Annotated in this window: 18 protein-coding genes and 1 other RNA gene; 10 read left to right on the top strand and 9 right to left on the bottom strand. The window is 56.4% G+C overall.

Annotated features, from left to right (window positions below; all coding sequences use genetic code 11):
- Positions 1-11: 11 nt before the first annotated feature.
- From RMR16_RS10765 to RMR16_RS10750, 4 genes are all read right to left on the bottom strand, one after another.
- Entirely contained in the window at positions 12-605 is a 594-nt protein-coding gene (locus tag RMR16_RS10765; protein WP_320198232.1) for a helix-turn-helix domain-containing protein, read from the bottom strand.
- Between the two features lie 125 nt (positions 606-730).
- Entirely contained in the window at positions 731-1,756 is a 1,026-nt protein-coding gene (locus tag RMR16_RS10760) for a class I fructose-bisphosphate aldolase (protein WP_320198233.1), read from the bottom strand.
- A gap of 194 nt (positions 1,757-1,950) precedes the next feature.
- Positions 1,951-3,153, bottom strand: a complete 1,203-nt coding sequence (locus tag RMR16_RS10755; protein ID WP_320198234.1) for a phosphoglycerate kinase — start codon at positions 3,151-3,153, stop codon at positions 1,951-1,953.
- A gap of 78 nt (positions 3,154-3,231) precedes the next feature.
- On the bottom strand, positions 3,232-5,097 hold the full coding sequence (locus RMR16_RS10750) for a potassium/proton antiporter (RefSeq protein WP_320198536.1): 1,866 nt from the start codon (positions 5,095-5,097) through the stop codon (positions 3,232-3,234).
- A gap of 326 nt (positions 5,098-5,423) precedes the next feature.
- Between RMR16_RS10750 and RMR16_RS10745 the strand changes: the two genes are divergently transcribed.
- Positions 5,424-5,675, top strand: coding sequence for a type II toxin-antitoxin system RelE/ParE family toxin (locus tag RMR16_RS10745; protein ID WP_432353574.1), 252 nt, complete (start codon positions 5,424-5,426; stop codon positions 5,673-5,675).
- A 9-nt stretch (positions 5,676-5,684) separates the two neighbouring features.
- Positions 5,685-6,017 carry a HigA family addiction module antitoxin gene (locus tag RMR16_RS10740; RefSeq protein ID WP_320198236.1) on the top strand — a complete coding sequence of 111 codons (333 nt, stop codon included), beginning with the start codon at positions 5,685-5,687 and terminating at the stop codon, positions 6,015-6,017.
- Between the two features lie 117 nt (positions 6,018-6,134).
- On the opposite strand, the gene gap is transcribed toward RMR16_RS10740, so the two are convergent.
- Genes gap through RMR16_RS10725 form a run of 3 tightly spaced genes read right to left on the bottom strand, consistent with a single transcriptional unit; the run spans position 6,135 to position 9,352 of the window.
- Positions 6,135-7,145 (bottom strand): type I glyceraldehyde-3-phosphate dehydrogenase, encoded by a 1,011-nt coding sequence (gene gap, locus RMR16_RS10735; protein WP_320198237.1) that lies wholly within the window; start codon positions 7,143-7,145, stop codon positions 6,135-6,137.
- A gap of 57 nt (positions 7,146-7,202) precedes the next feature.
- On the bottom strand, positions 7,203-9,185 hold the full coding sequence (gene tkt, locus RMR16_RS10730) for a transketolase (protein ID WP_320198238.1): 1,983 nt from the start codon (positions 9,183-9,185) through the stop codon (positions 7,203-7,205).
- Positions 9,182-9,352 carry a hypothetical protein gene (locus RMR16_RS10725; protein ID WP_320198239.1) on the bottom strand — a complete coding sequence of 57 codons (171 nt, stop codon included), beginning with the start codon at positions 9,350-9,352 and terminating at the stop codon, positions 9,182-9,184. The genes tkt and RMR16_RS10725 overlap by 4 nt, the downstream gene beginning before the upstream one ends.
- A 158-nt stretch (positions 9,353-9,510) precedes the next feature.
- Between RMR16_RS10725 and RMR16_RS10720 the strand changes: the two genes are divergently transcribed.
- The 7 genes from RMR16_RS10720 to RMR16_RS10690 all read left to right on the top strand — a co-directional run bounded on the left by RMR16_RS10720 (position 9,511) and on the right by RMR16_RS10690 (position 14,369).
- On the top strand, positions 9,511-9,783 hold the full coding sequence (locus RMR16_RS10720) for a DUF4164 domain-containing protein (RefSeq protein ID WP_320198240.1): 273 nt from the start codon (positions 9,511-9,513) through the stop codon (positions 9,781-9,783).
- A gap of 12 nt (positions 9,784-9,795) precedes the next feature.
- The gene (locus RMR16_RS10715; RefSeq protein WP_320198241.1) at positions 9,796-10,173 is read left to right on the top strand and encodes a cell division protein ZapA; all 378 of its coding nucleotides are present in this window, start codon (positions 9,796-9,798) and stop codon (positions 10,171-10,173) included.
- A 66-nt stretch (positions 10,174-10,239) separates the two neighbouring features.
- A non-coding RNA gene (gene ssrS / locus RMR16_RS10710) (6S RNA) lies at positions 10,240-10,398 on the top strand.
- 210 nt (positions 10,399-10,608) lie between these two features.
- Complete coding sequence (locus RMR16_RS10705) at positions 10,609-11,871, top strand: hemolysin family protein (RefSeq protein ID WP_320198537.1); 1,263 nt, start codon at positions 10,609-10,611, stop codon at positions 11,869-11,871.
- Positions 11,871-12,464 carry a 5-formyltetrahydrofolate cyclo-ligase gene (locus RMR16_RS10700; RefSeq protein WP_320198242.1) on the top strand — a complete coding sequence of 198 codons (594 nt, stop codon included), beginning with the start codon at positions 11,871-11,873 and terminating at the stop codon, positions 12,462-12,464. Before RMR16_RS10705 ends, RMR16_RS10700 begins: the two co-directional genes overlap by 1 nt.
- Positions 12,461-13,285 carry a TIGR00282 family metallophosphoesterase gene (locus RMR16_RS10695; protein ID WP_320198243.1) on the top strand — a complete coding sequence of 275 codons (825 nt, stop codon included), beginning with the start codon at positions 12,461-12,463 and terminating at the stop codon, positions 13,283-13,285. Before RMR16_RS10700 ends, RMR16_RS10695 begins: the two co-directional genes overlap by 4 nt.
- Before the next feature lie 241 nt (positions 13,286-13,526).
- Entirely contained in the window at positions 13,527-14,369 is an 843-nt protein-coding gene (locus RMR16_RS10690) for an MBL fold metallo-hydrolase (RefSeq protein ID WP_320198244.1), read from the top strand.
- A 26-nt stretch (positions 14,370-14,395) separates the two neighbouring features.
- On the opposite strand, the gene RMR16_RS10685 is transcribed toward RMR16_RS10690, so the two are convergent.
- On the bottom strand, positions 14,396-14,899 hold the full coding sequence (locus RMR16_RS10685) for a pyridoxamine 5'-phosphate oxidase family protein (protein WP_320198245.1): 504 nt from the start codon (positions 14,897-14,899) through the stop codon (positions 14,396-14,398).
- A 172-nt stretch (positions 14,900-15,071) separates the two neighbouring features.
- Between RMR16_RS10685 and RMR16_RS10680 the strand changes: the two genes are divergently transcribed.
- Entirely contained in the window at positions 15,072-15,818 is a 747-nt protein-coding gene (locus RMR16_RS10680) for a YebC/PmpR family DNA-binding transcriptional regulator (protein WP_320198246.1), read from the top strand.
- A 71-nt stretch (positions 15,819-15,889) separates the two neighbouring features.
- Here RMR16_RS10680 and RMR16_RS10675 read toward each other — a convergent pair whose 3' ends face one another.
- On the bottom strand, positions 15,890-16,891 hold the full coding sequence (locus RMR16_RS10675; RefSeq protein WP_320198247.1) for an LLM class flavin-dependent oxidoreductase: 1,002 nt from the start codon (positions 16,889-16,891) through the stop codon (positions 15,890-15,892).
- Between the last annotated feature and the right edge of the window lie 30 nt (positions 16,892-16,921).

Genomic DNA, 16,921 nt, shown 5'->3' with positions numbered 1-16,921 from the left:
AAACCTTTGAACTAAAGTTTCCGCTTGAGGTAATGCTCGACCTGCCGTTTTTCCCAATCTGCATTGAGGAAGGGCACCATTTCGAAAGTGCTCAACCCGTGGCCGATGAGGCCGATGCCCCAGCCGAGAGCGGGCCAGATTGCCCAGAAATAATGCGGACTGGTGACAATGTTGATGACGATGAGAAGCGCGATGATGGCGACGTATTTGACGACGTGAAGATAAAACGCCCTGATGCGGCGCACGCGGGCAAAGGCAACGGCTTCTTCGGCCTCGGTGATGTTGGTTGCGGTGATGGGCATCTCTTTATCCTCCTGTTCGGTGAGCTGCGACACATCGATCTCGAAGATGGCGGCCAACGTTTGCAGGGTCTCAAGACTTGGCGCCTGTCCGCGCTCAATCCGCTGGATCGTGCGGGTGCTTAACCCGCTGATCGTCGCCAGTTGCTCCTGCGACCAGCCGCGTTGAAGTCTGAGTTTCTGTATTCGCATTGCCGTCTCTCCAAGTTCGATACCGAACATTTGCCCGCTACTTCCCCCGGCCACCACGACACGAAGCCGACTGTCGGGCCAGTGGCGGGTCGGTGTCGGGTGCATGTCGGGCATGAAAAGCGTGCGGAAATGATCTTGCGTCGGCGCGGACGGATTTTGAAGGGGAGGGCATTTAAAAAAAGACACCGCCCGCAACAGGGTTGCGGGCGGTGTCTGGATCGTGGCTAGGGCATGAAAGCTCAGGCGGCTTTTTCTGAGTCCTGTTTCCATGTGCCAAGTGCAGCCAGTCTGTTCATTTCGGCGCGGTGGCGGAAGGCGCGTTGGCCAGCCGCGATGTTTTCCGGTTTGCCGCCCCATGTTTTTAGCGCTGCATCCTGAAGCGCGCGACCGTAAGAGAAGGTGAGGGACCATGGCAGGTCGTAACCGCTGTTCATGGCGGAGAGATGTGCGGTTGCTTCTTCTGCGGACTGGCCACCAGAGAGGAAAGCCACGCCCGGAACGGCTGAGGGCACGGTGGCCTTCAAGACTTTGATCGTCTTTTCGGCCACTTCGGCAACGGAGGCTTTGCGGGCGTTTTTGCCATCAATGACCATGTTCGGCTTCAGGATCATGCCTTCCAGGTTGACGCGAGCATCGTAAAGATCGGTAAAGACGGTGCGCAGAACCCATTCGGTCACCTCAGCGCAGCGGTCGATGCTGTGGGTACCGGGTTGGCCGTCCATCAGCACCTCGGGCTCGACAATCGGCACGATGCCCGCTTGCTGGCAAAGGGCGGCATAACGGGCGAGTGCCTGCGAATCCGCCTTGATGGAGCCCCATGTGGGCAGGCCATCACCGATGTTGATGACGCCGCGCCACTTGGCGAAACGGGCACCGGCGTCATAATACGTCTTGAGGCGGTCTGCGAGGCCATCAAGACCTTCGGTGACGGTTTCACCCGGAAAATATGCTTGAGGCTTTGCGCCGGTATCGACCTTGATGCCGGGAATGCTGCCCGCAGCTTTGATGATGTCTACGAAGGCCGTGCCATCTGCGGCTTTCTGAAACAGCGTTTCCTCGTAAAGAATGACACCGGAAATGCACTTGGTCATGGCATCGTCTGTGCGGAACAGCATTTCGCGATAATCGCGGCGGCTGGTCTCCGTCGATTCCAGATTGATGCTGTCAAACCGCTTTTTGATGGTGCCGGTAGATTCGTCCGCAGCCAGCAGACCCTTGCCGTTGGCAACCATTGTCACTGCAATATCTTCAAGACGCTCTGTCATTTTCAATCTCCCTTGGCACAATTTATCCGGGATAACAGATGTTCTTAGGCAGGAAAATGGCGGGCTAAATCATTGAAACGATTGAATTCGTTTCAATCGTTTGAAAGTTTTATAAATCTTTAAAAAATTTAAAAGCCGGACACATGATGATATTGCCCGGCTTTCTCTGAGATTTCTATAAAAAACGTGATCGCTTATTTTTGTTCGGTCAAAACGGCGACGCCGGGGAGGACTTTACCTTCCATCCATTCCAGGAACGCGCCGCCAGCGGTCGAGATGTAGGTGAAGTCATCTGCGACGCCTGCGTGGTTCAGCGCGGCAACGGTATCACCGCCGCCAGCGACGGAGACGAGATTGCCTGACTTTGTGCGTTCTGCCGCATATTGCGCGGCGGCAACCGTTGCCGTGTCGAACGGCGCGATTTCGAAGGCGCCGAGCGGGCCGTTCCAAACCAGTGTTTCGGCGCGGGAAATCCAGCCCTTGATGGCCTCGACCGATTTTGGACCGACATCGAGAACCATTGCATCGTCCGGGATGGCGTTGATATCGACGATCTCGTTGTCTGCGTTGGCCTTGAATTCGCGGGCGATGACGCCGTCTTCCGGCAGAACGATCGCGCAGCCAGCGGTGGCGGCTTCGATCATGATCTGCTTTGCGGTTTCGGCAAGGTCATGTTCGCAGAGTGATTTGCCGACATGGGTGCCGCGGGCGGCGAGGAAGGTGTTGGCCATGCCACCGCCGATCACCAGCGCATCAACCTTTTTCACGAGGTTCATCAAGAGGTCGATCTTGCTGGACACCTTGGCGCCGCCGACGATGGCAACGACAGGGCGGACGGGTGCTCCGAGGCCTTTTTCCAGTGCTTCAAGCTCTGCCTGCATGGTGCGGCCAGCGTAAGCGGGCAGGTGGCGGGCAAGACCTTCCGTGGAGGCGTGGGCTCGGTGGGCGGCGGAGAAGGCGTCGTTGATGTAGATATCACCGTTCTTCGCCAGCTCTGCCACGAAGTCGGCATCGTTATTTTCTTCGCCCTTGTGGAAACGGGTGTTTTCCAGAAGAAGAATGTCACCATTGTTCAGCTTTGCGACGGCATCTGCGGCAGGTGCCCCGATGGCATCCGAGGCGAAATGAACTTCATGGCCGAGAACGTCTGACACTGCCGAGGTGATGAGGGACAGCGACATGTCAGCCACTGGCTCACCCTTGGGGCGACCAAAATGGGCGAGCAGAATGACTTTTGCACCTTTTGCCGACAGTTCGAGGATCGTCGGCGCTACGCGCTCGATACGGGTCTTGTCCGTGACCTTGCCGTCAGCAACCGGCACGTTGAGATCGACGCGAACCAGAACGCGCTTTCCGGAAATGTCGGTGAGGTGATCAAGGGTCTTGAAGGCGGGCATATGTCGATCCTGATTTTCGTTTAAAAAGGAATGGCTTCGCGGGCGACCATACTATGCTTGGACGTGGGTGCAAGCCGGTTAGAGATCATTTTCCGCTGAGGTTTTACGTGGCTGCCGCTTTTGCGCAAAATGCGTGCGGGTCCGCTGGATGATGTCTTTGAGACTGATGAAGACGGGCAGTGCGGTGGCGGGTTCAACCGGCTCCAGCGAAATGCCGACACTGGAAATTGCGTGGTTTTCATCCAGATCACGCACGATCAGGACGAGCGAACCGAGTCGCACGCGGTCGGCATATTCTGCCTTGCCACCAAGGCGGGCTGCGATGAGTTCGGCAATCGTGAGTGATTGTTCCTGTATGGAAATCAGGCCGGGGCCGTAAGAAGCATCGAATTCTTTGGCGGGGCGCTGTGGAGAGATGGCGAAGGTGCCGAACAGGTCCGCATCGTCTTCCGTCACGGGTTTGGCACTGGCAAACAGCCGGTCCAGCAGGCGCGAGTAGCTGGGTATGACGAAGAGATACACCAGATCGTTTTCCCGCAACCGACCTGCATATTGGTAACGAATGGATTTGCCGTCCCGCACCACCAGCGATGGCATGGCCCAGCGGGGAATGCGTTCGCCTTGCAGAATGGCACTGCCCCTGGCGACGCGGTAGGAAATCAGTTCGTGGTTGGCGGTGCCGGGCAAATCCACTTCCAGCTTGTCTACATCGCCCATGCGTGGCGGCACGATGAGGCCGAGGCGGGTGGCGACGGGTTTGATGGTCCAGCCTTGCAAAAGAAGCGATACCAGCACGATGATGAAGGCGGCATTGAAATAGGTTTCGGCCCCTTCCAACCCGCCGAGCGCTGGCAGAATGGCAAGAAGAATGGACACAGCCCCGCGCAGGCCGACCCATGCGACAAAGGTTGTTTCCTGCTGGGTATAGTTGAAGGGCATCAGGCTCAACCACACGGCCAGCGGTCTTGCGATGAAGATGAGGAACAGGGCCAGCAACACGGCAGGCACAATGATGGCCGGGAATTGCGACGGTGTGGCGAGAAGGCCAAGCATCAGGAACATGATGATCTGCGCCAGCCATGTCATGCCTTCATGGAAACGACGGATCGCACCTTTGGCAATAATCTTGCGGTTGCCCGCGACGATGCCCGCGACATAAACCGCGAGAAATCCGCTGCCGTGCAACGCGCCGGTGAAGGAAAAGACCAGCAGTGCCAGCGCCAGAACGAGGATCGGCACCAAGCCCCTGTCTACGGCAAAACGGTTGACCACATTGACGATCATCACCCCGCCGAGCACACCGAAAATAATGCCAAGCCCCATTTCCTTGAGGAAGAGAAGTAGGAAGCTGCTGTCGAAACCGGCAAGCCCTTGGCCTTTCGAGACCACTTCCACCAAAGCAATAGTCAGGAAAATTGCCATCGGATCGTTTGTGCCGGACTCGACCTCCAGCGTCGAGCGCACCTGATCGCGAATGTGAATGCCGCCAATGCGCAGCAGGAAGAAGACGGCTGCCGCATCTGTGGAGGCGACGATGGAGCCGAGCAACAGTCCTTCCAGCCATGAAAGGCCAAGCAGAAGCGCTGCCGCACCGGCGAAGAAAACCGAGGTCAGCACAACGCCGACTGTGGCTAAAGAAATAGAGGGACCGGCGGACAGCCTGAGTGACTGGATGGAGGTGCCGAAACCGGAATCAAACAGGATGACGGCCAGCACCAGCGAACCCAGCATATAGGCCAGCGGATTGTTGCTGAAGTGAATGCCCAGCCCATCCGTGCCGGCGGCGAGACCAATCATCAAAAACAGCAGCAGCAGCGGCGCGCCGAAGCGAAAAGCAATGAGGCTGGAAAAGGCCGCGACAAGAACGAGGACGGTTGCGACGAGCAGCAATAAATAAAACGAATCCACGCAACGTCCTTTTATAAAAGGTCGCTCGCAGATCATGCGCTGCACATCAGCAGTCAATGCGCCACGTTTTGGACGGCTCGACGCAACGAGTGATGCGCGGGGCAGGGCAAGGCGGGGTGTATCGAATGATACGGCAGGGCACGATACGCATGGCACACGACCGAATCCCTAGGATTGATTTTTCCGTATCAAAATGGACCAGAGCAAGGCGGGATGAGGGAAAAATTATCCTTGTGATCCATACAGGGACGTAAGCGGCAATGTGAAGAACTTGGTGTATAGTGTAGCTTGACGCTTTTCAGGTCGTTTGTTAGTGATAGTCCATGAGAATCCGAGATGTGGTCCATAAAGGTTTGCGCCGTTTGATCGAAGATGATGACGCGACGGGCTTGCAGGCGACCGTGGTGCCGAAACTCCTTCGCATCGTTTCTTTCCTTCAGGATATGGAACGGGAAGATGAGTTGCGAACGGTTCCCAGTTGGAAGGCTCATCAGCTCACAGGCGATCGTAAAGGCACCTGGAGTCTGTTCGTAACCAAAAACTGGCGGATCACGCTCCGGATCGATCAAGCCGAAATCGAAATCGTCGATCTGGACTATGAAGATTACCACTAGGAGGTGGCTATGAGTACGATGCAAGGCATCCGTCTGAAAAACCCCGCTCATCCCGGCGGTTTCATTAAAAGTGAGATTATCGCGCCGCTTGGGCTGTCTGTCACGAACGCGGCGCAAGTTCTCGGTATTACCCGAGCGGCTTTGTCGGCCCTGCTGAATGAACGTTCCCATCTTTCGTCGGAAATGGCGTTGCGGATCGAAAAAGCATTCGGTGTTTCGATGGACACGCTCATGAGAATGCAGAACAGTTTTGATATTGCTGAGGCTCGCAAGCGTGAAGGAGAGATTCACGTCGCTCCCTTCAAGGGGAAGCTACTCGATCAGAAAACGGCGCTTAACTGACCCGACAATAATAGGAATACAATTCTTTTATCGTGGTCTTGCGCCCATGGTCGCAGACTTAAAAAACAAAACCCGGCGGGATTGCTCCCGCCGGGTTGTTTATTTGCAATCAGCAAATCAGATGGTCTTTGCGAAGGCCACGGCTGTGTCGGACATGCGGTTGGAGAAGCCCCACTCGTTGTCGTACCAGGTCAGGATGCGAACGAAGTTGCCTTCCAGAACCTTGGTCTGGTCTGTCGCGAAGATCGACGAGTGGCTGTCGTGGTTGAAGTCACGCGATACCAGCGGCTCGTCCGTGTAGCCGAGGATGCCCTTGAGCTGGCCGTTGGAGGCAGCCTTGATGGCTTCGTTGATTTCTTCCACTGTTGTGGACTTCTTGGCCACAAACTTGAAGTCAACGACCGAGACGTTTGGCGTTGGAACGCGGATGGATGTGCCGTCCAGCTTGCCCTTCAGGTGCGGCAACACAAGGCCAACAGCCTTTGCAGCGCCAGTGGACGTTGGGATCATGGACAGGGCTGCGGCGCGGGCGCGGTACAGATCCTTGTGCATGGTGTCCAGCGTTGGCTGGTCGCCGGTGTAGGAGTGGATGGTGGTCATGAAGCCGTGGTCGATACCAAGCACGTCGTCCAGAACCTTCACAACGGGCACGAGGCAGTTGGTGGTGCAGGATGCGTTGGAGATGACGAGGTGATCCTTCGTCAGCTGGTCATGGTTGACGCCGAACACGACCGTCAGGTCTGCGCCTTCAGCCGGAGCCGAGATGATAACGCGCTTGGCACCTGCGGTGAGGTGGGCAGCAGCCTTGTCACGAGCGACAAAAATGCCTGTGCATTCCAGCGCGATATCAACGCCGAGTTCCTTGTGTGGCAACTGTGCCGGATCGCGAACTGCCGTGACCTTGATTGGCTTGCCGCCACCCACGGTGATCGTGTCGCCCTCGACCTTTACCTCCGCAGGGAACCTGCCGTGGATGCTGTCGTAGCGCAGCAGGTGAGCGTTGGTTTCAACAGGTCCAAGGTCGTTGATGGCAACGACTTCGATGTCGGTGCGGCCGGACTCCACGATGGCGCGAAGGACGTTGCGGCCGATGCGGCCAAAACCGTTGATGGCAACTTTTACAGTCATGTACTACTCCCGATCAATATTTTCGATTTTGTATGGAAAGGAAAGGGCTGGAAGCCCTTAACCCAACTTCGCTTCGGCGGCAGCGACCACAGCGTCTGCGGTGATGCCGAACTGGGCGTACAGATCCTTCGCAGGGGCAGAAGCACCGAAGGAGTGCATGCCGACAAATGCGCCGTCATTGCCGATGAAATAATCCCAGCCCTGACGAATGGCGGCTTCAACACCAATCTTGACCGGCGAATTGCCGATGATGGCCTTGCGATACGTTTCTGGCTGTTCCTTGAAGAGTTCGAAGCAGGGAACGGAAACGACGCGGGTGGAAATGCCCTTGACCTTCAGGTCTGCCGCAGCCTTCAAGGCGATTTCAACTTCCGAGCCGGAGGCGAAGATGGACACCTTGGCATCGCTGGCCGAGACAAGCTCGTAGGCGCCGTAAGCGACAAGGTTCTTTTCTTCATATTCCTTGCGGGCCGGTGTCAGGTTCTGGCGGGTAAGGGCCAGCGCCGACGGGCGGTGCTTTTCGTGCAACGCGATCTGCCAGGATTCTGCCGTTTCCGTTTCATCCGCAGGGCGGAAAACCAGAAGGTTTGGAATGGCGCGCAGTGCTGCAATCTGTTCGACCGGCTGGTGGGTCGGGCCGTCTTCGCCAACGCCGATGCTGTCATGCGTCAGAACGTGGACGACGCGGATGCCCATCAGAGCAGCCAGACGGATGGACGGGCGGCAATAATCCGAGAAGATCATGAAGCCACCGGCGTAAGGAATAAGACCGCCGTGCAGCGCGATGCCGTTCATGGCGGCAGCCATGCCGTGTTCGCGAATGCCGTAGTGCAGGTAACGGCCCGAGAAGTCTGTCGGTGTGATCGACTTCATCTGGCTGGTCTTGGTGTTGTTGGATGGTGTCAGGTCGGCAGAACCACCAATGGTTTCCAAGAGAATGCCGTTGACGACCTCAAGTGTGTCCTCAGAAGCCTTGCGCGTGGCAACCGTTGGGTTGTTGGCGGCAATCTTCTTCTTGAACGTGTCGATGGAGCTGTCGAAGTTGCCGGTTAGATCGCCAGCAAAGCGGCGCTTGAATTCGGCTTTCTTGTCGGCTTCGGTGGCTTCGAGGCGGGCTTCCCAATCCTGACGGGTCTTGGTGGAGCGCAGACCGGCCAGACGCCATGCGTCGAGCACGTCTTCTGGAATGACGAAAGCGTCTGCTTCCCAGTTCAGCGACTTGCGGGCTGCGGCGATTTCTTCGGCACCCAGCGGATTGCCGTGAACCTTGTGCGTGCCCTGCTTGTTTGGTGCGCCGAAACCAATGATGGTTTTGCAGGCGATGAAGGTTGGGCGGTCGGATGCGTGTGCGGCTTCGATGGCGGCAGAAATTGCCTCCGGGTCGTGACCATCGATCTTAATGGTGTTCCAGTTGACGGCCTTGAAGCGGGCAATCTGGTCGGTCGAGTCCGACAGGCCAAGTTCGCCATCGATGGTGATGTTGTTGTCATCCCAGAACAGAACGAGCTTGTTGAGCTTCAGGTGGCCAGCAAGCGCAATCGCTTCGTGGCTGATGCCTTCCATCAGGCAACCATCACCGCACAGTGCATAGGTAAAGTGGCTCTGAAGGTCGGAGCCGAATTCTTCTTCCAGCTTACGTTCGGCAATGGCCATGCCGACAGCATTGGCAATGCCCTGACCGAGCGGGCCGGTTGTTGTTTCAATGCCGGTGGCGTGGTGATATTCCGGGTGGCCCGCTGTCTTGGAACCGAGCTGACGGAAACGCTTGATCTCGTCAATCGTCATGTCCTCGTAGCCTGTTAGATACAGGAGCGAATAAAGCAGCATGGAGCCGTGACCTGCGGACAGCACGAATCGGTCGCGGTCTGGCCACTGCCAGGCCTTCGGATCAAACTTCAGGTAGCGTGTGAAGAGAACCGTGGCGACATCCGCTGCGCCCAATGGCAGGCCGGGGTGGCCAGAATTGGCCTTCTCCACAGCGTCCATGGCAAGAAAGCGGATTGCATTGGCCATCCGGTCGTGTTTGTCGCGAGAAATCATGGCTTTTCCGTCTGTTCCGGGTGATAGGAGATAGCCATTATGACTATCCAAAAAGCGGGTTGATCCATAGCAGGTAGGGCGCATGAGTCAATAAAACCGGGGCGGATTGCGGTTCGATCGGCAACAAAAATCATTTCATGTTCCGGCCATATTTCCGCAGCAGCCATCTTCACGCCGTTCCGGTGCTGCATTCATCCACAGCGCAAAGTGCTTGAATGTATTGGTTTGATTGACGTGAGGGTTAATCGAGTCATATCGTGTAGTGGCCCTGATTGACACCAAGCAATAACGATTCGGCTTGGCTCCCTGCGGTTTGGAAGAAACGATGACGGCGGAAAAAACCATACACGTCGCGCTGTCGGAGCTAGGCTCCGCCATCAATAGCCTCGAAAACGCTATTGATATGCGCATTGAGCGCCAGCGCGAAAATGGCGAAGTGGAAAGCGAAGTGAAGCGTGTGCATGTAGACCGTGCACGGCTGGCGCAGGAGCTTGACCAATCGCAATTTCGTGCCAATCGCCTCGAAGAAGTCAACCGCGAAGTTTCGCGCCGTCTGGTGACGGCGATGGAAACTATCCGCGCCGTGCTGGACCGATAAGGACATTAAATCATGGCTCAAGTGACGGTGATGATCGATGGCAAGGCGTATCGCATGGCGTGCGAAGCGGGGCAGGAAGATCACCTGACCGATCTTGCCAGCCAGTTTGACCGCTATGTCGGCCATTTGAAAAGCCAGTTCGGCGAAATCGGTGATCTGCGCGTGACTGTTATGGCCGGCATCATGATTACCGATGAAATGTCGGAGTTGTCGCGCAAAATCGAGACACTCGAAGCCCAAATTGCAACGCTGCAAAAAACCAGCGATGGTGCCGCGCAAAGCAAAGCAAAAAGTGACGAATTGCTGGTGAATGCGATCTCCACGCTTTCCGCGCAACTGAATGGCATTACGGAAAAGCTGGTGGCACGACCAAAGCCTGTCGTGAATTAACTCTCAAACACAATATTCCCGCCTGTTACCCCTTCCGCAATTCATAGAACCATCCTATATAGAAGGTGCGTTCTGCGCCTCTCGACAGGAACCACAATCCCTGGGGCCATACTCGATCCAAAGGGAGCTGTCCCTGGCCAGTCCCGTGGGGCTGGACACACGGCGCCCACCTACGTTTGTAGGCACCCAGGATCGTAAAACTCCATCGGTTGCCGCGGATCGCACCTTCACATTCTGCGTGCAGGTTTTTATCTCAGCTCGTTATGAAACTGGCTGTATGGCTTGATTATTTGGGATGCTGGTCATTGCATTGGCGGAACAATTCCCTATTATTCTCGTTGGTATGTCCGTTCCCGCTTCAACCATGGCGATTGCGGTTGCAACCGCGACATGCCGTTCAACAGCCCAGAAGAGCTAAACTTGTTTACTGAAATTATGATCGTGGTTCTGCTCACCGTCTTGAACGGTGTGCTTGCCATGTCCGAGCTTGCCGTCGTTTCCTCGAGACCGGCGAGGCTCAAAGTGCTCGCCGCTCAAGGCAGCAGAGGGGCCAAAATGGCCCTCACTCTTTCCGAAAATCCCGGACGTTTTCTGTCCACAGTGCAGATCGGTATTACGCTTGTTGGCGTTTTGTCGGGCGCATTCTCTGGTGCGACGCTTGGTGCGCGTTTTACCGGATGGCTTTTGGAACAGGGCGTGCCGGACCGTGCGGCCGATGCCATTGGTGTTGGCCTCGTGGTCGTTGCCATTACCTATCTCTCGCTGATCGTTGGCGAACTGGTGCCCAAGCAGATCGCCCTGCGTGATCCTGAAAAGGTTGCCGTGCGGGTTTCGCCGACCATGATTATGCTGTCCAGAGTGGGCGCGCCTTTGGTGTGGTTGCTGGATCGCTCCGGCAAGCTCATTCTTGCGCTGCTGGGTCATAGCGGCCAGTCGAACAACTCTGTGACCGACGATGAAATTCGCACGGTTCTGGCAGAGGCCCATAGCGCCGGTGTGATCGAGAGCGAAGAATCCGCCATGTTGACCAGCGTTATGCGACTGGCCGACCGCAACGCCCGTGGTCTGATGACGCCACGCCGCGATGTGGAAGTGGTGGATATCGAGGATACGGCAGAAGAAATCCGTGAGCAGTTGCGCGCAACCCAGCGTTCTCGCTTGCCAGTGCGTAATGGCGGTTCGGATGAGATTCTCGGCGTTCTTTTTGCCAAGGATGCATTCGATGCGCTTGCATCTGGCAAGGAACTGAATGTCCGGGAATTGCTGCGTGAGGTTCCGGTGGTTTCGGATCTGACCAGCGCCGTGGATGTTATTCAGTCGCTGCGCCGTTCGACCGTTCACATGGTTCTGGTTTACGACGAGTACGGCCATTTCGAAGGCATCATCAGCTCTGGCGACGTTCTGGAAGCCATTACCGGCGCATTTCAGGAAGATGATGGCGAAGAACCGGCCATGGTGGAGCGCGAAGATGGCAGCTTCCTAGTGGCGGGCTGGATGCCAGCCGACGAGTTTGCCGACCGTATGGGCTTCCAGATTTCTGGCGATGCCGAATTCGAAACGGTCGCCGGTCTGGTGCTGGACGAGTTCCGCCGTTTGCCGGAACTTGGCGAACACGTAACCCGCAATGGCTGGCGCTTTGAAGTGATCGACCTGGACGGGCACCGGATTGACAAGGTTCTGGTCAGCCGGGCGGCCTGATGGTTTCTGATCATCTGAGCAAAGCACAGATTAGGATTGAGCGTCTCGCCTCGCGGGACGCTCTTTCTGTTGAAGAGCGGCAATCCAAAAGTCTTGAGATTTCCACCAAGGGCGCGGATGCGCTGACCCCTGCTGCGGGAACGATTGTTTCAGGTTTCCTGCCCATCCGCTCCGAGGCAGATTTGCGGCCTTTGATGGATGGTCTGCGCAAAAAGCGCGCACGCATCTGTCTGCCGGTTATTCTGGATCGCGAAACCATCGTGTTTCGTGAATTCGCAAAAGGTGCAGAATTGGTGAAAACCGGCTTCGGCACCACCGGGCCGGATGAGAATGCCGCCGTGCTGGACCCGCAAATATTGCTGGTGCCGCTGTCTGCATTCGACGCAAATGGCCATCGGATCGGCTACGGCGCGGGGCATTATGACCGTGCAATTGCCAGATTGCATGCAAAAGGGCTGAATCCGACCCTTATCGGCATTGCATTCGACTGCCAGGAAGTGCCATCAGTGCCCGCGGAAGCGCATGACGTGGCGCTGGACGCTGTTCTGACCGAGAGCGGCATACGTTTTTTCAGGTGCAGGACGGCGGAATGAGACTACTTTTTCTGGGAGATATGGTTGGCAAGACGGGCCGCACGGCGGTGTGGGAGCGTCTTCCGGGACTGATTTCTGATCTCAAGCTGGATTTCGTTGTTGTCAACGGTGAGAACGCGGCTGGCGGCTTTGGCATTACCGAGGAGATTTATCTCGAAACGATCAATGCCGGTGCCGATGTCGTGACGACCGGCAACCACGTCTGGGACCAGAAAGAGGCAGTATCCTTCTGTGAGCGGCATGACCAGTTTCTACGGCCAGCCAATTATCCCAAGGGAACACCAGGCAAAGGCTCCGGCCTGTTTTATGCCCGCAACGGTGCGCGTGTGCTGGTGGCGAACATTATGGGCCGTGTGTTCATGCATCCGGAATTGGACGACCCGTTCAGCTCGGCAGAGAGCATTCTGGGTGCCTGCCCGCTGGGTGAGCAGGCCGATGCCATCATCTTCGATTTCCACGCGGAAGCCACCAGCGAAAAGCAATGCTTCGGGCATTTCGTCGATGGCCGCGCCAGCTTTGTTGTGGGCACCCATACGCATGTGCCAACAGCGGACGCGCAAATCCTGAACGGCGGCACCGCCTATATGTCGGATGCGGGCATGTGCGGGGATTATGATTCTTCGCTGGGTATGGAAAAAGAAGAGCCGATCAACCGGTTCATTTCCAAAATGCCAAAGGGCCGTTTCGAGGCCGCCAATGGACCCGCGACCATCTGCGGCGTTGGTGTCGAGATATCGGATAGCACCGGGCTTGCGGAGAGGATTGCGCCGTTGCGGCTTGGGCCGAGGCTTGCTGAGACGATTCCGGCGTTCTGGGCGTGATCAACTGCCCATCGTCCGTCATTCCGGCCTTGAGCCGGAATCCGGCAGCGTCGCGTCTGCGGCGCGAAAGCGTCTTGTCTCCATGCAGACGCAAGGAGACTGGCCCCCGGATCTAGTCCGGGGTGACGGAAGTGGATGGATATTGATGACGATAATGTGAGCGCAGCCCTGCGCTTGCGTCTGGACGATCCGCAAACCTTCCAGCATCCTGCCCGCACTTACCTCATTGTTGGGAGTGGTGTTGATGCTTCGCATGGTCATGCTCACACTGTTCGGACTTTTGCTGGGCCTTAACGCCGCCCAAGCCCAGCAACAACCCAGCCGCCCTCCCGTCAGCCAATGCCAGGCCATCGCTCAAAATATTCCGGGTGTAACCTTCGCCAGTTTCAAAACCTCCGATGTGCAATTGGCACAAACGACGGCGAAGGAAGAGGTGAAGATACAATATATCGGCCACTCGACTTACACGATCGAGTCGCCCGGCGGCGTCATTATCGCGACGGATTATAATGGTGTGTACCGTCCCCCGGTCACACCCACTGTGGTGACGATGAACAACGCCCATTCCACACATTACACACTGCATCCTGATCCGGCGATCCACTATGCGCTGCATGGCTGGAGCGATGTGCCGGGTGAAAAAGCCGAACACAAGCTGCAAGTCGGCGATGTTTATATTCGCAATGTCACGTCTGATATCCGCGACCGATGGGGCGGTGGCGGATTGCTTCAAAAAGACGGCAACTCGATTTTCATTTTTGAAGTGGCTGGTCTGTGCATCGGCCATCTGGGGCATTTGCATTATGAGTTGACCGAAACGCAATATGCGCAAATCGGGCGTCTGGATGTATTGATGGTGCCGGTGGATGGTGGGTTGACGATGGGGTCGGACAGTATGAGCCGGATCGTCAAACGGCTGCGCTCTGCGCTGATTTTGCCGATGCATCAGCCGAGCGCCTTGGAGCAATTCCTCTCGACATTCGGTGCGCAGTTCAAGATTGCCTACGCTAGCGATACCATCATCAGAGTGTCCATGAAAAACCTTCCCCGCCAACCACAAATCCTCGTGCCGAAAGGCATGTGAATTGGCGTTTGACGGGGAAGAGTAGCTTAGGCGAATGCCAGGTGCTGTCTGACGCCGACATCTGGCGTCTTATCATCCGTCAAATTGGCCTTGGCGATTTCCCAGCCGAATTTCAGGGTGCTGTCTGTGGAGGCCCAGATGTCTGCGTCATCCACATGCAAGGCGAGCATTGTCAGCTGCGGATCATTCTTGCCGTGTTCGTACCAGGCAGCGGTGACGGAATTCCAGTATTCTTCGATCTTGGCTTTGTCATCGCGCACCTCCAGCTTGCCCGACAGGGAAGCGTGATAGTCGTGATCCTTGCCCACGACGCAGAAATGCGCGCGTGCACCGGATTTCAAAGATTGCACAAGATGTGAATCCTTCTTGGTATAAAACCAGATTGTATTTGTTTTGGGGTCGGCGTGCGGCGCCATTGGCTGCATGTGGCTATGGAGACCCTCAAGACCAAGCATGCCAGCGTGCAAGGAATTAATCTCGTCCCAAAGCTGACGGGCAGGGGCTTCGCGTGCTTCACTCAGACTGACCATGAAATCGTCTCCTTACAGTTTCTCGTTGTTTCATAATCAAAACGACGGGAGGACATTTCCGTTCCTTCGAAAGATCGCAACGCGCTTTAGAAGCGATGTTACGGGCTTGAACAGCCGGGCTATCGCAATTATAAGGCCCACAATCCAAACAAACGATCCGATCAGGGGTGCCATGGCTGGCCATTCACAGTTCAAAAACATCATGCATCGTAAGGGAAAACAGGATTCGATCCGTTCGAAGATGTTTTCCAAGCTTGCGCGTGAAATCACCGTCGCTGCCAAGTCTGGCTTGCCGGATGTGACCATGAATGCGGCGTTGCGTCTGGCGGTGCAAAACGCCAAGGCGCAATCGATGCCGAAGGACAACATCGACCGCGCCATCAAGAAGGCGTCGGGTGCTGATGCTGAAAACTACGATTACGTACGTTACGAAGGCTACGGCCCCGGTGGCACGGCGGTTATCGTTGAAGCGCTGACTGACAACCGCAACCGCACAGCCTCCAACGTCCGCTCCATCTTCACCAAGGCTGGCGGCGCATTGGGCGAAACCGGATCAGTGTCCTTCTCCTTCGACCGCGTCGGTGAAATTACCTACAAGGTGGGCGTGGGCGATGCTGACACGGTGATGGAGGCGGCCATCGAAGCCGGTGCCGACGACGTTGAATCCAGCGAAGATGGCCACACGATCATCTGCGGTTTTGAAGCGATGAACGAGGTGTCCAAAGCGCTGGAAGGCGTGCTGGGCGAAGCTGATAGCGTCAAGTCCATCTGGAAGGCGCAGAACACCGTGCCGGTCGATGAAGAAAAAGCACAATCGCTGATGAAGCTTATCGACAACCTTGAAGACGATGATGACGTGCAGAACGTCTATTCGAACTTCGAAGTTTCTGAGGAAGTTCTGGCGAAGCTTTCTGCCTGATTTTTAAGGCAAGAATATTCGCTTACAGTTCGTGTATTGGCCCCGGCAGCGATGCTCCGGGGCCTTTGCTTTCAGGCCGCTATTTTCAATCCACCACGCACCTCTGAGAAAACCTCGACGGAGCGCAGGCGTTTTTCAATGCTGTGGATGGGCATGGAGATAATCAGTTCATCTGCGCCAGTGTCGGAAAGAAAGTCAGCCAGTTTCCGCTCGATTGTGGCGTGCGAGCCGACGGTTGCATATCGCAGCGTGTGATCGACAGTAATGCGCTCCATATCACTCCAGTGACCGTCCATGCTTTCCACGGGCTTTGGAAACTGGGTGCGGACATTTTTGCGCAGATTGACGAATTGCTGCTGCGCGGACGTGAAGAGATATTCCGCTTCCTCATCCGTATCGGCACCTACGCCCATCACGCCGACCATCACGTATGGCTTTTGCAGTGTTGCCGACGGCTGGAAGCGTTCGCGGTAGATGGCGATGGCATCCATCAACATATCCGGCGCAAAGTGTGAAGCGAAGGAATAGGGCAGGCCAAAGGCAGCGGCCAAATGGGCGCTGTACACGCTGGAGCCAAGCAGGAAAATCGGCACATGAGAATTCATGCCCGGCACGGCCAGAATGGCCTGATCCGGTTCCGGTTCGCCGAGATAGCGCTGTAATTCAACGATATCGTGCGGGAAGTTTTCGGCACCGGCATCCAGATTGCGGCGAAGCGCGCGGGCGGTGCGCATGTCCGTTCCCGGTGCGCGACCAAGGCCCAGATCGACACGGCCCGGCAGCAGGGCGGCCAGGGTGCCAAACTGTTCGGCAATGACCAGCGGTGAGTGGTTTGGCAGCATGATACCGCCGGAACCGACTCGAATGCGTGATGTGGCAGCACCGACATGGGCAATAACGAGCGATGTCGCGGCGCTGGCAATGCCCGGCATGCCGTGATGTTCTGCAAGCCAGATGCGCTCATAGCCGTGTTCTTCGGCCTTGATGGCCATGCGGCGAGAGTTTTCAAGCGCCTTGCTCGCGTTTTCGCCCTCACCGATGGGAGAGAGGTCGAGAATGGAAAAGGGAATCATAGGACGCTCCTCAGCGCTTTATCGTGTTTA

This window comes from Agrobacterium sp. rho-13.3, assembly GCF_033957765.2.
Taxonomy (GTDB): Bacteria; Pseudomonadota; Alphaproteobacteria; order Rhizobiales; family Rhizobiaceae; genus Agrobacterium.
The sequence above is the reverse complement of the archived record's forward strand: the minus strand, read 5'-3'. Positions and strand labels throughout refer to the sequence as shown.

Excerpts from the sequence above, each read along its gene's own strand:
- RMR16_RS10720 (WP_320198240.1), top strand. The coding sequence starts at position 9,511 with ATGACGGCGGAAAAAACCATACACGTCGCGCTGTCGGAGCTAGGCTCC.
- RMR16_RS10680 (WP_320198246.1), top strand. The coding sequence starts at position 15,072 with ATGGCTGGCCATTCACAGTTCAAAAACATCATGCATCGTAAGGGAAAA.
- RMR16_RS10700 (WP_320198242.1), top strand. The coding sequence starts at position 11,871 with ATGGTTTCTGATCATCTGAGCAAAGCACAGATTAGGATTGAGCGTCTC.
- gap (WP_320198237.1), bottom strand. The coding sequence starts at position 7,145 with ATGACTGTAAAAGTTGCCATCAACGGTTTTGGCCGCATCGGCCGCAAC.
- RMR16_RS10755 (WP_320198234.1), bottom strand. The coding sequence starts at position 3,153 with ATGCCCGCCTTCAAGACCCTTGATCACCTCACCGACATTTCCGGAAAG.
- RMR16_RS10685 (WP_320198245.1), bottom strand. The coding sequence starts at position 14,899 with ATGGTCAGTCTGAGTGAAGCACGCGAAGCCCCTGCCCGTCAGCTTTGG.
- RMR16_RS10715 (WP_320198241.1), top strand. The coding sequence starts at position 9,796 with ATGGCTCAAGTGACGGTGATGATCGATGGCAAGGCGTATCGCATGGCG.
- RMR16_RS10725 (WP_320198239.1), bottom strand. The coding sequence starts at position 9,352 with ATGGCTGCTGCGGAAATATGGCCGGAACATGAAATGATTTTTGTTGCC.
- RMR16_RS10695 (WP_320198243.1), top strand. The coding sequence starts at position 12,461 with ATGAGACTACTTTTTCTGGGAGATATGGTTGGCAAGACGGGCCGCACG.
- tkt (WP_320198238.1), bottom strand. The coding sequence starts at position 9,185 with ATGATTTCTCGCGACAAACACGACCGGATGGCCAATGCAATCCGCTTT.
- RMR16_RS10740 (WP_320198236.1), top strand. The coding sequence starts at position 5,685 with ATGAGTACGATGCAAGGCATCCGTCTGAAAAACCCCGCTCATCCCGGC.
- RMR16_RS10750 (WP_320198536.1), bottom strand. The coding sequence starts at position 5,097 with ATGATCTGCGAGCGACCTTTTATAAAAGGACGTTGCGTGGATTCGTTT.
- RMR16_RS10705 (WP_320198537.1), top strand. The coding sequence starts at position 10,609 with ATGATCGTGGTTCTGCTCACCGTCTTGAACGGTGTGCTTGCCATGTCC.
- RMR16_RS10760 (WP_320198233.1), bottom strand. The coding sequence starts at position 1,756 with ATGACAGAGCGTCTTGAAGATATTGCAGTGACAATGGTTGCCAACGGC.
- RMR16_RS10765 (WP_320198232.1), bottom strand. The coding sequence starts at position 605 with ATGCCCGACATGCACCCGACACCGACCCGCCACTGGCCCGACAGTCGG.
- RMR16_RS10675 (WP_320198247.1), bottom strand. The coding sequence starts at position 16,891 with ATGATTCCCTTTTCCATTCTCGACCTCTCTCCCATCGGTGAGGGCGAA.